This is a genomic window from Streptomyces sp. TRM68416 (assembly GCF_014596915.1).
In the GTDB taxonomy this organism is placed as follows: domain Bacteria; phylum Actinomycetota; class Actinomycetes; order Streptomycetales; family Streptomycetaceae; genus Streptomyces.
This window is the reverse complement of record NZ_JACVWU010000005.1, coordinates 153,854-166,924: the sequence shown is the minus strand read 5'-3', so window position 1 is coordinate 166,924 and position 13,071 is coordinate 153,854. Positions and strand designations below refer to the sequence as shown.

General features: G+C 72.8%; 15 protein-coding genes. 5 read left to right on the top strand and 10 right to left on the bottom strand.

What is annotated here, in order from left to right; all coding sequences use genetic code 11:
- Position 1: 1 nt before the first annotated feature.
- Entirely contained in the window at positions 2–394 is a 393-nt protein-coding gene (locus ICC28_RS10620) for a hypothetical protein (protein WP_188288207.1), read from the top strand.
- Here ICC28_RS10620 and ICC28_RS10615 read toward each other — a convergent pair.
- The 4 genes from ICC28_RS10615 to tsaB are packed head-to-tail and all read right to left on the bottom strand — an operon-like array spanning position 345 to position 2,824.
- Positions 345–602 carry a hypothetical protein gene (locus tag ICC28_RS10615; protein WP_188288206.1) on the bottom strand — a complete coding sequence of 86 codons (258 nt, stop codon included), beginning with the start codon at positions 600–602 and terminating at the stop codon, positions 345–347. The two genes, ICC28_RS10620 and ICC28_RS10615, sit on opposite strands and share 50 nt — an antisense overlap.
- A complete protein-coding gene (gene tsaD, locus ICC28_RS10610) occupies positions 599–1,684 on the bottom strand; it encodes a tRNA (adenosine(37)-N6)-threonylcarbamoyltransferase complex transferase subunit TsaD (RefSeq protein ID WP_188288205.1) in 1,086 nt (361 codons plus the stop codon). The genes ICC28_RS10615 and tsaD overlap by 4 nt, the downstream gene beginning before the upstream one ends.
- A complete protein-coding gene (gene rimI / locus ICC28_RS10605) occupies positions 1,677–2,150 on the bottom strand; it encodes a ribosomal protein S18-alanine N-acetyltransferase (RefSeq protein ID WP_188288422.1) in 474 nt (157 codons plus the stop codon). Before rimI ends, tsaD begins: the two co-directional genes overlap by 8 nt.
- Before the next feature lie 17 nt (positions 2,151–2,167).
- Positions 2,168–2,824 (bottom strand): tRNA (adenosine(37)-N6)-threonylcarbamoyltransferase complex dimerization subunit type 1 TsaB, encoded by a 657-nt coding sequence (gene tsaB / locus ICC28_RS10600; RefSeq protein ID WP_188288204.1) that lies wholly within the window; start codon positions 2,822–2,824, stop codon positions 2,168–2,170.
- A gap of 348 nt (positions 2,825–3,172) precedes the next feature.
- Between tsaB and ICC28_RS10595 the strand changes: the two genes are divergently transcribed.
- Positions 3,173–3,727 carry a L,D-transpeptidase gene (locus ICC28_RS10595; protein WP_188288203.1) on the top strand — a complete coding sequence of 185 codons (555 nt, stop codon included), beginning with the start codon at positions 3,173–3,175 and terminating at the stop codon, positions 3,725–3,727.
- Here ICC28_RS10595 and ICC28_RS10590 read toward each other — a convergent pair.
- The 5 genes from ICC28_RS10590 to ICC28_RS10570 form a co-directional block, all read right to left on the bottom strand.
- A complete protein-coding gene (locus tag ICC28_RS10590) occupies positions 3,724–3,888 on the bottom strand; it encodes a hypothetical protein (RefSeq protein WP_188288202.1) in 165 nt (54 codons plus the stop codon). The genes ICC28_RS10595 and ICC28_RS10590 overlap by 4 nt on opposite strands.
- Positions 3,889–4,028: 140 nt before the next feature.
- Positions 4,029–4,532, bottom strand: coding sequence for a tRNA (adenosine(37)-N6)-threonylcarbamoyltransferase complex ATPase subunit type 1 TsaE (tsaE, locus tag ICC28_RS10585; protein ID WP_188288201.1), 504 nt, complete (start codon positions 4,530–4,532; stop codon positions 4,029–4,031).
- Positions 4,507–5,733: an alpha/beta fold hydrolase gene (locus ICC28_RS10580; RefSeq protein WP_188288200.1), complete on the bottom strand. Its 1,227-nt coding sequence runs from the start codon at positions 5,731–5,733 to the stop codon at positions 4,507–4,509. Before ICC28_RS10580 ends, tsaE begins: the two co-directional genes overlap by 26 nt.
- A gap of 101 nt (positions 5,734–5,834) precedes the next feature.
- Positions 5,835–7,007: an alanine racemase gene (gene alr, locus ICC28_RS10575; protein ID WP_188288199.1), complete on the bottom strand. Its 1,173-nt coding sequence runs from the start codon at positions 7,005–7,007 to the stop codon at positions 5,835–5,837.
- A 118-nt stretch (positions 7,008–7,125) separates the two neighbouring features.
- Positions 7,126–8,043 (bottom strand): L,D-transpeptidase family protein, encoded by a 918-nt coding sequence (locus ICC28_RS10570; RefSeq protein WP_223188644.1) that lies wholly within the window; start codon positions 8,041–8,043, stop codon positions 7,126–7,128.
- Between the two features lie 96 nt (positions 8,044–8,139).
- On the opposite strand from ICC28_RS10570, the gene ICC28_RS10565 reads away from it, so the two are divergent.
- Together ICC28_RS10565 and ICC28_RS10560 are read left to right on the top strand one after the other, a co-directional pair.
- Positions 8,140–8,511: a holo-ACP synthase gene (locus tag ICC28_RS10565; RefSeq protein WP_188288198.1), complete on the top strand. Its 372-nt coding sequence runs from the start codon at positions 8,140–8,142 to the stop codon at positions 8,509–8,511.
- Positions 8,512–8,624: 113 nt separating this feature from the next.
- Positions 8,625–10,052 carry an NAD(P)H-hydrate dehydratase gene (locus ICC28_RS10560; protein WP_188288197.1) on the top strand — a complete coding sequence of 476 codons (1,428 nt, stop codon included), beginning with the start codon at positions 8,625–8,627 and terminating at the stop codon, positions 10,050–10,052.
- Positions 10,053–10,060: 8 nt separating this feature from the next.
- Here the strand turns inward: ICC28_RS10560 and glmS are convergent, their stop codons facing one another.
- Positions 10,061–11,908, bottom strand: a complete 1,848-nt coding sequence (gene glmS, locus ICC28_RS10555) for a glutamine--fructose-6-phosphate transaminase (isomerizing) (RefSeq protein ID WP_188288196.1) — start codon at positions 11,906–11,908, stop codon at positions 10,061–10,063.
- A gap of 175 nt (positions 11,909–12,083) precedes the next feature.
- On the opposite strand from glmS, the gene coaA reads away from it, so the two are divergent.
- Entirely contained in the window at positions 12,084–13,052 is a 969-nt protein-coding gene (gene coaA / locus ICC28_RS10550) for a type I pantothenate kinase (protein ID WP_188288420.1), read from the top strand.
- Positions 13,053–13,071 lie beyond the last annotated feature (19 nt).

Here is a 13,071-nt window from a genome sequence, read left to right as displayed (position 1 = left end):
AATGGACAGGCACGTCCACCATGAACTGCGGTGGTCCGTCACGGCGTTGACCGTGTCCGCCAGCTGCGCGCCGCTGACGGTCAACGTCCACGGCACGCTGTTCAGCCCCGGCGGGCTGCACCTGTTCCTGGCCGGCCTGGTCGGCCTCCCCGCGCTGCTCACGCTTCTGCAGGCGACCCACATCAAGTGGGTGGGCGGGATGCGGGACTTCGAGACGGCGGTCGCCCTGGCGGCGCCGCGCGCCGAGAAGTCCCTGCTCCGCCGCCCGCTGAACCCCTGGCTGTTCGCGATCATGGCGCCGGTGACGCCGGGCCCCGACCCGGAGAAGCCCTGGCGCCTGTCGTTCAGCCCGAGGCCACTGACTCGAACCGCCATCGGTGCACTGCCCGAGTGACCAACTCGCCCTCGGGCTCGGGCAGCTCGGGCAGGGCCGCGTCGTAGTCGCCGTCCCACCAGGTGATGACCAGCACCCGGTCCTGCGGGGCGCGGAAGGTCTCCCGACGCAGCGGCTCCTCGGCGAGCCGCTGCTCACGGACCCACTCCAGCAGTTCCTCGCCCCGCCCCTCGGCGGCCCGTGCCTCCCACATCAGCGCGACGGTCACGAGTACAGGTTCTCCTTGCTGACCTCGTGCACATGGTCGTGACCGGGGACATGGGGTTCCGTCACCGGCAGCGAGGAGTCGGCGGACAGGTCCCAGGCGGAGGCGGCCCGGTTCCGGGCGACCATCTCCGCGCCGAGCGCCGCGACCATCGCGCCGTTGTCGGTGCACAGCTTCGGCCGCGGCACCCTGAGCCGGATCCCGGCCGCCTCGCAGCGCTCCTGCGCCAGCGCCCGCAGCCGCGAGTTGGCGGCGACACCGCCGCCGATCATCAGATGGTCGACGCCTTCGTCCCGACAGGCCCGCACGGCCTTCCGCGTCAGCACATCCACCACCGCCTCCTGGAAGGAGGCCGCCACGTCCCGCACGGGCACCTCCTCCCCGGCAGCCCGCTTGGCCTCGATCCACCGCGCCACAGCCGTCTTCAACCCCGAGAAGGAGAAGTCGTACGCGGGATCGCGCGGCCCGGTGAGCCCACGGGGGAAGGCAATGGCAGCCGGATCCCCCTCCCTCGCGTACCGGTCGATGACAGGCCCCCCGGGGAAGCCCAGGTTCAGCACCCGCGCGATCTTGTCGAAGGCCTCCCCCGCCGCGTCGTCGATCGTCGCGCCCATCGGCCGGACGTCGGAGGTGATGTCGCTGGACAGCAGCAGCGAGGAGTGCCCGCCGGACACCAGCAGCGCCATCGTGGGCTCCGGCAGCGGGCCGTGCTCCAGCTGGTCCACGCAGATGTGCGAGGCCAGGTGGTTGACGCCGTACAGCGGCTTGCCGAGGGCGTAGGCGTACGCCTTGGCCGCCGACACCCCGACCAGCAGCGCACCCGCGAGCCCCGGCCCGGCGGTGACGGCGATCCCGTCCAGGTCCCGGGCGCTGACCCCGGCCTCCTTCAGGGCGCGGTCGATGGTGGGCACCATCGCCTCCAGGTGCGCCCGGGAGGCGACCTCCGGCACGACCCCGCCGAAACGGGCGTGCTCGTCGACGCTGGACGCGACGGCGTCCGTGAGCAGGGTGGTGCCGCGGACGATGCCGACGCCGGTCTCGTCGCAGGAGGTCTCGATGCCGAGGACGAGAGGTTCGTCAGCCATGGATCTCGGTTCCTTGTACGGAGGTGGAAGGGTCGGTCAGTCGCATGACCAGGGCGTCGATGTTGCCCGGCTGGTAGTAGCCGCGCCGGAAGCCGATGGCTTCGAAGCCGAACCGCTCGTAGAGCTTCTGGGCGCGGATGTTGTCGACCCGGCACTCCAGCATCACTTCGGCACAGTCGAAGTCGGTCGCCGCCCGGAGCAGCTCGGTCAGCAGCCGGCTGCCGAGCCCGGTGCCCCACTGGTCACGGGCGACGGCGATGGTCTGCACGTCGGCAAGGTCCCCGGAGGCAGCCAGCCCCGCGTACCCGACGAGCCGCCCCCCGTCCTCCGCGACGACGTACCGCCGGGTAGCCCCCGGCCCCCGCGCGTGGGCCAGCTCGGACCAGAACATGCCCCGGGACCAGGCGTCCTCGGGGAACAGGGCCTTCTCCAGCTCCAGCACCGGGTCGATGTCCCACCAGCGCATCTCACGCAGCGATGCCGTCACTTGGGGGTGACCACCTTGTAGTTCTTGGGGACCTGGGCATCGGGCCGGCGCAGGTACAGCGGCCGGGGCGCGGACAGCTCCTGCCCGGCGGCCAGCTTCTCGGCCGCCAGACCGGCCAGTGCCGCCGCCGACACGTGCTCGGGCTCATGCGCCCGGGGGAAGGTGTCGGGGTAGAGCAGCGCCCCGGCCCCCACGGCGGGCAGCCCCGCGACCCGCTCGGCGATGTCGGCGGGCCGGTCGACGGCCGGCTCGGTCAGCCGGGTGCGCGAGTCGGCGTACGTCGCCCAGTAGACCTCCTTGCGCCGGGCGTCGGTCGCCACGACGAAGGGCCCCTGCCCAATGTCGGAGGCATAGGCAAGCCCGTCCAACGTGCACACACCGTGCACAGGCACACCGAGCGCGAGCCCAAAAGTATCGGCGGTCATCAACCCCACCCGAAGCCCGGTGTACGGGCCGGGCCCGACCCCCACAACAATCCCGGTCACGGCGTCGAGCTTCACCCCCGCCTCGGCGAGCACACGGTCGACGGCCGGCAGCAGCAACTCACCGTGCCGACGCGCGTCCACCTGACTCGACGAGGCGACGACGTCCGCCCCGTCGTGCAGCGCGACGGTCACAGCAGGGGTGGCAGTATCCAGAGCGAGCAAGAGCACGCCAACAGCCTACGGCTCCCCACCCCCCACCCCGGAACTTCACCCAACCCCCAGGGGGCGCTCGGAGGCAGAACACCCCCGCCCCGAGCGGCGCGCCACCCGCGCACGGCGGCAAGGGGACGTGTCGGGGGGTGTCCGCCCGCAGCGGCCGCCGCGAAGAATCAGCACCCCACAAACCCCCGCCCCGGCGGACCGAGGACGGACACCCCCCGGCGCGGCCCCGACCCACCACCCCACCGAAGGCGCTACGCGCACCCCACACCACCGCAACAGGCCGCCGCAGGCACCCCCGACTGCTACGGTCGACCAAGCCAAACCCCGCACAAAACACGACAGAGGTGGACGACGGTGGCAAGCAGCAGCTCCGGATTCGTGACCGGGCTCACCGCGGCGGCCCTCGTGACCGTCGGTTTCCTCGCCTACCAGGCCTCGGCAAGCGCCCCCGCCGACCTCACCACCCCGCACGCGAACAGCATCCCCGCCGCGGCCGCCTCCAAGGCCCCCCGCGACAAGAGGAACCCCGCCGCCCTCCCCAGCGGCTCCGGCACAGGCGAACGGGTCGTGTACTCGGTGGACGACAACCGCGTATGGCTGGTCGACGCGGCCAACAGAACACGGCGCACCTTCCGGGTCACCCCCGGCACCGTGGACCCGCCTCCCGGCACCTACACGGTCACGTCCCGCTCGAACGCGATCACCGGCACCGACGGCACCCCCGTCGAACACGTGGTCCGTTTCACCAGCGTGGACGGCGTCACCATCGGCTTCAGCGCGGCCGTGGACGAAGCGCCCCCACGGCCCGCCCCCACCACCCGGACGGGCGGCATCCGCGAGTCCCGCGAGGACGGCAACGCGATGTGGGACTTCGCAACGATCGGCAAGAAGGTAGTCGTGATCCGCTAGGCGGCCTTACGCTCCCGCACCCCTTCCGGAGCCACCGGCTCCGGCGCACGCGGCGGCGTCGAGACCGCCTCCGCCGCGGCACCCGCCGCCAGCAGATCGCGCATGGACACTCCGTACAGCGGACGGCGCGGCTGCGTCTCGTCCCGTTCCGTGGCCGGCATGAACGCCTCCTGGGAGCCGGGGGCGGAGTAGTTAGGCACACCTAACTACGGGCTGGCTACCATGTGACCACGCCCGGGACACCGAACGCAATATCTTGCCGACGCGTTGTCGGAATATTCAGAAACCCCTCATCCGACGCTCAGGCCGACAACGCCCCCAGCTCCACCGACGCCCACCGCGCCCCGAGCCCCGTCAGCGTCACCCGCCGCACCTCGTCGGTCGTGTCCCCCACGGCCCGATGGATGACGACCTGGAGCCGCTCCTCGGTCAGCTCCTCGACCTTCCCCTCGCCCCACTCCACCACGATCACGGACTCGGGCAGCGAGACATCGAGGTCCAGGTCCTCCATCTCGTCGAGCCCACCACCGAGCCGGTAGGCGTCGACGTGGACCAGCGGCGGCCCGTCCCCCAAGGGCGGATGGACCCGGGCGATCACAAAGGTCGGGGAGGTCACGGCCCCCCGCACCCCGAGCCCCTCCCCGAGCCCACGGGTCAGCGTCGTCTTGCCCGCGCCGAGCTCCCCGCTGAGCATCACGAGGTCACCGGCGCGCAGCAGCTTGGCGAGACGGCGCCCCAACTCCCGCATCTGCTCGGGGGAGGTGACGGTCAGCGAGGTCTCAACCTGGTTGTGCGGTGCTTCCATAGCCACCCACGGTAGCCCCCGCCGGCACCGCCCCCGCGCGGGTGAGCAGATCGGCGAGGCGGTCGGTGACCACTTCGGGGTGTTCCAGCATCACCAGATGCCCGGCGTCCGGCACGAGCACCAGCTCCGCGTCGGGCAGCAGATCGGCGATGGCCTCACTGTGCTCGCTGGGCGTCACCAGATCGCCCACCCCGGCCAGCACCAGCACCGGCACGTCCACGAATTGACCGAGCGCCTCGGTCTTGTCGTGGTCGGCGAACGCCGGGTAGTACTCGGCGACCACGTCGATCGGCGTGCCCTCGATCATCCGCTCGGCGAACCGCGCCACGGCCGGATCGACGTCCCGGGACGCGAACGAGTACCGCTTGATGATCCCGGTGAAGAGATCGGCGGTGGCCCGGCGCCCCTTCTCCACCAGCTCGGCCCGCTGTCCGAGCGCCTTCAGCACCCCGGGGAGCACCCGCCGCACGGCGTTGACGCCGGCCACCGGCAGCCCGAAGTTGACCTCGCCGAGCCGCCCGGACGACGTCCCCACGAGAGCGACGGCGACGACCCGCTCCCGGACCAGCTCGGGGTACTGGTCGGCCAGCGCCATGACGGTCATGCCGCCCATGGAGTGCCCGACGAGCACGATCGGCCCCTCCGGCACGGCCGCGTCGATCACGGCCTTCAGGTCCCGCCCGAGCTGCTCGATGTCGACCGGCACGCCGTTCTCCACCTGGTCCACCCCGCGCTCGGACCGCCCGTGCGAGCGCTGGTCCCAGTACACGGTCCGCACGACGCCCCGGAGCGCGGCGCGCTGGAAGTGCCAGGAGTCCTGGCTGAGGCAGTAGCCGTGGCTGAAGACCACGGTGACCGGGGCGGGTGCCTTACGGCCGAACAGGCGCCGTCGGCGGGGTGCGGAGCCGCCCTCGGGCTCGACGTCGTCGACCTCGTAGTACAGCTCGGTGCCGTCGTCGGCCCGCGCCCTCCCCGGCATGCCGCGCAGCGATCCGTAGGGGCCCGCCGAGTCGAGCACGAGCCGGGCCTTCTGGCGCATGCCGCGGCCGACGGTGAGCCGCTCGATGGCGACACCGGCCGCCGCGCCCGCGGCGACGACGCCTATCGCGGCGCCCGCGATGCCGGTCGCACGGCGCCAGCCGCCGCCCGCCCCGGTGGCGGAGGCGACGGCAGCGACGGCCTCCGCACTGCTCTCGCTCACGTACCTGCTCCTCCTCGCCGGGCCGCTGTCCGTTCTCTCGGCACGCTGTGCGGTTACCCCGCCCGTTCGTGATTCACATAACCGCGGGGAACACCCGTTCCTCATTCACGTGGGCCTTCATCCACATAGACGCGAGGAACACGCGTTCCGATGCGCGTGACGATTTCGTACGCGATGGTCCCCGCGGCCTGCGCCCAGTCCTCGGCGGTGGGCTCGCCCCGGTCGCCGGGCCCGAAGAGCACGGCCTCGGTGCCCACCGCGGGCTCGTCCCCGCCGAGGTCGACCACGAACTGGTCCATGGCGACCCGTCCGGCCACGGTCCGCCACTTGCCGTCGACCAGCACCGGTCCGCTCCCGGAGGCGTGCCGCGGAACGCCGTCCGCGTAGCCGACGGGCACCAGTCCGAGGGTCGTCTCGCCGGGGGTGCTGTAGTGATGCCCGTAACTGACGCCGTGACCCCCCGCAACGCGCTTCACCAGCGCCAGTGAGGCGGACAGCGTCATGACGGGCCGCAGCCCGAAGTCGGCCGGGGAGCCGAGCTCGGGGCTGGGCGAGACGCCGTAGACGGCGATGCCCGTCCGGACGAGGTCGAAGTGGCTCTCGGGAAGGGTCAGCGTGGCGGGCGAGTTGGCGATGTGCCGCACCTCGGGCCGTACGCCCTGCCGCTCGGCGTCGGCCACCATCTCCCGGAACAGGTCGAGCTGGCGGGCGACGGAGGGGTGCCCCGGTTCGTCGGCGCAGGCGAAGTGGGACCACAGGCCGGTGATCCGGATCAGCCCGGCGGCCTCGGCGGCGAGGGCTTCCCGGACGAGTTCCGCCCAGTCCTCCCCCGGCTGGCAGCCGTTGCGCCCGAGGCCGGTGTCGGCCTTGAGCTGTACGCGCGCGGGGGCGCCGGCCTGCCGTGCGGCGGCGGTGACCTCCGTCAGGGCCCACATCGCGCTGACGGAGACATCGAGGCCGGCCTCGATCGCCTCGCGCCAGGGCCCGCCGGGCGTCCACAGCCAGCACATGATCCGGACGTCGTCGATGCCCCCGGCCCGCAGCGCGAGGGCCTCCTCGGGCGTGGCCGTGCCGAGCCAAGTGGCCCCCGCCTCGACGGCCGCCCGCGCGCAGGGCAGCGCGCCGTGGCCGTACGCGTCGGACTTCACGACGGCCATCAGGGCCGCGCCGGGCGCGAGGGCACGCAGCGCCCGCACATTGGCCCGCAGGGCGGCCAGATCGATCTCGGCGCGGGCCCGCAGGGGCGCGGTCCGCAGGGCTGTTGTCTCACTCATGGCGCCCCCAGTCTCTCAGAGGCCACCGACAGCCCGTCCGCACAGTGCACCCGGCCCCCACCCGCCCCGCACACCCGGCACCCGGCCCCCACCCGCGCCGAACATCAAGCCCCCGGCTTCAGGTCCCCGGCCGACGCCCCCACACGTACACCCGGTCCCCGGTCTTCAGCACACCCCACAGCTTCCGCGCGTCCCCGAGTCGGAGATTCACGCAGCCCATGGAACCCACAGTCGTGTAGATCGTCCCGTACACGGCATGAAACGCCTGCCCGCCGCTGAAGAACTGCGCGTACGGCATTGGCTGGTGGTACAGCGTCGAGACGTGGTTCTTGTGCTTCCAGTAGACCTTGTGCCACCCGCCCCGGGTCCGGTACCCCGCTCGCCCGCTGCGCATCGGCACCGGCCCGTAGACGACCTTCTCGCCCTTCTGCACCCAGGTCAGCTGCCGACTGAGATCGACGCAGGCGACGCGGTACGACCGCACCGGGCACTTCTTCGCGGCGTTGGGGTTCTTGCGCGCTCGGAGGAGCTGCATGGTGGCCCAGGTGACGGGTCCCGCGAACCCGGTGGCGGGCTTGATCCTGTGCTTGACCTGGAAGGCCCGGACGGCCCGGCAGTCGGCGGCCGACTGCTTCCCGTCCACCGGCAGCTTCAGCCACCGCTCGACCTGCCGCTGGTACGGCCCGGTCCGCTTGCTGCACGCCACGCGCACGACGGCATCGCCGAGCGGCACGTGCTCGACGCGGTCGTACGCCCCCGCCACGGCCTCCCGCGGCTCCACGGCGTCCTCGCGGGCACTGGGCGTGTACACGGCCGGCGGCAAGGCCTGGTCCGGCGTGTCGACGGTCCAGGGCACCCCCGGCCGCGGCGCGGCCCCCGGCACCAGCACGTCCTGCGCCCCCGTGGCGGGCGACAACGACGGCGACGGCGACGGATCGGCGGCGGAGGCCGAGGCGGCGGAGCCCCCCACCGGCACCACGAACATCGCGGCCATGACGACCGCGACACCCCGGCATGCGATACGTGTGCAGATCATGCGATCAGCCAAACGCGCCGTACGAGCACGGCGAACGAGCCGCGCTGCGGGGTCACCCGGACGGCCCGAACGCCCCCCGGTCATAAGGTGCTCGGCATGAGCATCATCGGGGTCGGTATCGACGTGGCGGAGATCGACCGTTTCGCGGCATCCCTGGAGCGCACGCCCGCGCTCGCCCAACGTCTGTTCCTGGAGAACGAGTTGCTGCTGCCGAGCGGCGAGCGGCGCGGCGTGGCCTCGCTCGCGGCGCGCTTCGCGGCGAAGGAGGCGCTGGCCAAGGCGCTGGGCGCCCCGGCCGGACTGCACTGGACGGACGCGGAGGTCTACGTGGAGGACAGCGGGCAGCCCCGGCTCCGGGTGACGGGAACGGTCGCCGCGCGGGCGGCCCGACTCGGCGTCCGCTCCTGGCACGTGTCCCTCAGCCACGACGCCGGTGTCGCCTCGGCGGTAGTGATCGCCGAAGGCTGACGGCAGACACGCCGCCACGCGTACCGCACACACCGCGCAACCCGTCCGGCCAGCCACCACCGACATCGCCACGACAGTGGTGATCGCCGAAGGCTGACGGCAGACTCGTCGTCATGCGTACTGCGTACAGCGTGGAAAAGGTCAGGGCGGCCGAGCGGGAGCTGATGGCACGGCTGCCGGAGGGGGCCCTGATGCAGCGGGCCGCCGCCGGGCTCGCCGCGGCCTGCGCGGACCTGCTCGGGCGGGTGTACGGCAGCAGGGTCGTCCTGCTGGTCGGCAGCGGCGACAACGGCGGGGACGCCCTGTACGCCGGTGCCCGGCTGGCCCGGCGCGGCGCGGGCGTCACGGCGGTGCTACTCAGCCCCGAGCGGGCGCACACCGCGGGGCTCGCCGCGCTGCGCCGGGCCGGCGGCACGGTCACCGGCGCGGCCGGCGCCGAGGCGCTGATCGACCGGGCCGACCTGGTGGTCGACGGCATCGTGGGGATCGGCGGCAAGGGCGGGCTGCGGGCGGAGGCGGTGCCGCTCGCGGCGGCGGCCGAGCGCTCCCGGGCCGCCGTCGTCGCCGTGGACCTGCCGAGCGGGGTCGACGTCGACACCGGCCAGGTGCGGGGCGCCGTGGTCCGCGCCGACCTCACGGTCACCTTCGGGACGCACAAGCCGGGGCTGCTGATCGATCCGGCACGGGAGTACGCGGGTACGGTCCGGCTGGTCGACATCGGCCTGGAGCTGCCCGCCGCGGCCGACCTGGAGGCCCTCCAGCACGCGGACGTGGCCCGGCTGCTGCCGGTCCCGGCGCCGGAGAGCGACAAGTACCGGCGCGGTGTCGTCGGCATCGCCGCCGGGTCCGCCCGCTACCCGGGCGCCGCCGTCCTCGCCGTGGCGGGCGCGCTGCGCGGCGGCGCGGGCGCGGTGCGCTACGTCGGCCCGGCCGCGGACGCGGTCATCGCCCGCTTCCCCGAGACGCTGGTGTCGGACCGGGGCCCGAGGAAGGCCGGCCGGGTGCAGGCCTGGGTGGTCGGACCGGGCGCCGGGGACGACGCGGCGACCGTGGCGGAGGTGGTGGAGGCGGACGTACCGGTGCTGGTGGACGCGGACGGACTGCGCCTCGCCGACCGGGACGCCGTACGCGCACGGACCGCGCCGACCCTGATGACCCCGCACGCCGGGGAGGCGGCGGCGCTGCTCGGGGTGGCGCGGGAGGAGGTCGAGGGCGCCCGGCTGACGGCGGTGCGGGAACTCGCGGCCCGGTACGGGGCGACGGTGCTGCTCAAGGGCTCCACGACCCTGGTGGCGGACGCGTCGGCCCCGGTGCGGGTGAACGCCACCGGCACGTCCTGGCTGGCGACCGCGGGCAGCGGCGACGTCCTCTCCGGCCTCGCGGGCTCCCTGCTGGCGGCGGGCCTGTCGGCGCGGGACGCGGGGAGCGCGGCGGCGTACCTGCACGGTCTGGCCGGCAGGTACGCCGCCGACGGTGCCCCGGCGAGCGCCCAGGACGTGGCGGAGGCGGTCGGGGAGGCGTGGCGGGACGTACGGGACTGAGAGGGGCGCTACTCCACCGTCACCGACTTGGCCAGGTTCCGCGGCTGGTCCACCTCGTTGCCCCGGGCCGTCGCCAGCTCGCACGCGAACACCTGCAACGGCACCGTCGCCACCAGCGGCTGGAGCAGCGTCGGCGTGGCCGGGATCCGGATCAGATGGTCGGCGTACGGCACGACGGCCTCGTCGCCCTCCTCCGCGATCACGATCGTGCGCGCACCGCGGGCCCGGATCTCCTGGATGTTGGACACGATCTTGTCGTGCAGCACCGACCGCCCCCGCGGTGACGGCACGACCACCACCACCGGCAGGTCGTCCTCGATCAGCGCGATCGGCCCGTGCTTCAGCTCGCCCGCCGCGAAGCCCTCGGCGTGCATGTAGGCGAGCTCCTTGAGCTTGAGCGCGCCCTCCAGCGCCACCGGGTAGCCGACGTGCCGCCCGAGGAAGAGCACCGTGTTCTTGTCGGCGAGGGACCGCGCCAGCTCCCGTACCGGTTTCATCGTCTCCAGGACCCGCTCGACCTCGCCGGAGATCTCGGCCAGGTCCCGGATGACGGCCCGGATCTCGTCCCCCCACTTGGTGCCGCGCACCTGGCCCAGGTACAGGGCGACCAGGTAGCAGGCGACGAGCTGGGTCAGGAACGCCTTGGTCGAGGCGACGGCGACCTCGGGCCCGGCGTGCGTGTACAGCACGGCGTCGGACTCGCGCGGGATGGTCGACCCGTTGGTGTTGCAGATCGCCAGCACCCGGGCGCCCTGCTCACGGGCGTGCCGCAGTGCCATGAGCGTGTCCATGGTCTCGCCGGACTGGGAGATCGCGATCACCAGGGTCCGCGGGTCCAGGATCGGGTCCCGGTACCGGAACTCGCTCGCCAGCTCCACCTCGCAGGGGATCCGCGTCCAGTGCTCGATGGCGTACTTGGCGATCAGCCCGGCGTGGAAGGCCGTACCGCACGCCACGACGACGACCTTGTCGACCTCCCGCAGCACCCCGTCGGGGATCCGCACCTCGTCCAGGGTCAGCGAGCCGCCCGCGTCGATGCGGCCCAGCAGGGTGTCGGCGACCGCCTTGGGCTGCTCGGCGATCTCCTTGAGCATGAAGTAGTCGTAGCCGCCCTTCTCGGCCGCCGAGGCGTCCCAGTCGACGTGGTACGGCCGTACGTCCGCCGGACGCCCGTCGAAGCCGGTGACCGTCACGCCGTCCCGGCGCAGCTCCACCACCTGGTCCTGGCCCAGCTCGATCGCGGACCGGGTGTGGGCGATGAACGCGGCGACGTCGGAGGCGAGGAAGGCCTCCCCCTCGCCCACGCCCACCACCAGCGGCGAGTTGCGGCGCGCGCCCACGACCACGCCGGGCTCGTCCGCGTGCACCGCGACCAGCGTGAACGCGCCCTCCAGTCGGCGGCACACCAGGCGCATCGCCTCCGCGAGGTCCCCCGTCGCGGAGAACTCCTCGGCGAGCAGATGCCCGACCACCTCGGTGTCGGTCTCGGAGGCCAGGGTGTGCCCCCGCTCCTCCAGTTCGGCCCGCAGCAGCGCGAAGTTCTCGATGATGCCGTTGTGGACGACGGCCACGCGCCCGGCGTTGTCCAGATGAGGATGGGCGTTGGCGTCGGTCGGCCCGCCGTGCGTCGCCCACCGGGTGTGCCCGATGCCCGTCGAACCGGTCGGCAGCGGCCGGTCGACCAGTTCCTTCTCCAGGTTGACGAGCTTGCCGGCCTTCTTCGCGGCGGCCAGCCCGCCGTCCGCGAGCACGGCGACGCCCGCCGAGTCGTATCCCCGGTACTCCAGTCGCTTCAGCCCGGCCGTCACGACATCGAGCGCCGACTGCGACCCCACGTATCCCACGATTCCGCACATGACCGGCAGCCTACGGTTGTTGGCCCCGCCGAACAGGCCGTAGCGTGCCCGAATTCGGAAATTCCCACGGCGATACGCACCCTCCGCGCACGACCTCGTCGACGCGTGACGGATCCCACCTCACGGTCTGTTCGTACGCCCGTAACAATGGACTGTGATCTCTCCGGTCTCCTCGATGCCCCGGAGCGCCCACCGGCACAGGCCGGAGGCGACTCCCTACGTCGACCTCACCCGCTCAGAGTGGAGCGCGCTGCGTGAGAAGACGCCGCTGCCGCTGACCGCCGAGGAGGTGGAGAAGCTGCGCGGCCTGGGCGACGTCATCGACCTGGACGAGGTGCGGGACATCTACCTCCCGCTCTCCCGTCTCCTCAATCTCTACGTCGGCGCCACCGACGGCCTGCGCGGCGCCCTGAACACCTTCCTGGGCGAACAGGGCTCCCAGGCCGGCACCCCCTTCGTCATAGGAGTCGCCGGCTCGGTCGCCGTGGGCAAGTCCACGGTCGCCCGCCTGCTCCAGGCCCTGCTCTCCCGTTGGCCCGAGCACCCGCGCGTCGAGCTGGTCACCACGGACGGCTTCCTGCTCCCCACCAAGGAGCTCCAGGCCCGCGGCCTGATGTCGAGGAAGGGCTTCCCCGAGTCCTACGACCGCCGCGCCCTGACCCGCTTCGTCGCCGACATCAAGGCCGGCAAGGCCGAGGTGACGGCCCCCGTCTACTCGCACCTCATCTACGACATCGTCCCCGACCAGAGGCTCGTGGTCCGCCGCCCGGACATCCTGATCGTGGAGGGCCTCAACGTCCTCCAGCCCGCGCTGCCCGGCAAGGACGGCCGCACCCGCGTCGGCCTCGCCGACTACTTCGACTTCAGCGTGTACGTCGACGCCCGCACCGAGGACATCGAGCGCTGGTACCTCAACCGCTTCAAGAAGCTGCGCGCGACGGCCTTCCAGAACCCGTCCTCGTACTTCCGCAAGTACACGCAGGTCTCCGAGGAGGAGGCCCTCGACTACGCCCGGACGACCTGGCGCACGATCAACAAGCCCAACCTCGTGGAGAACGTCGCCCCCACCCGGGGCCGGGCCACCCTGGTCCTCCGGAAGGGCCCGGACCACAAGGTCCAACGTTTGAGCCTGCGCAAGCTGTAGCCCCCAGGGGCGCGGGGAA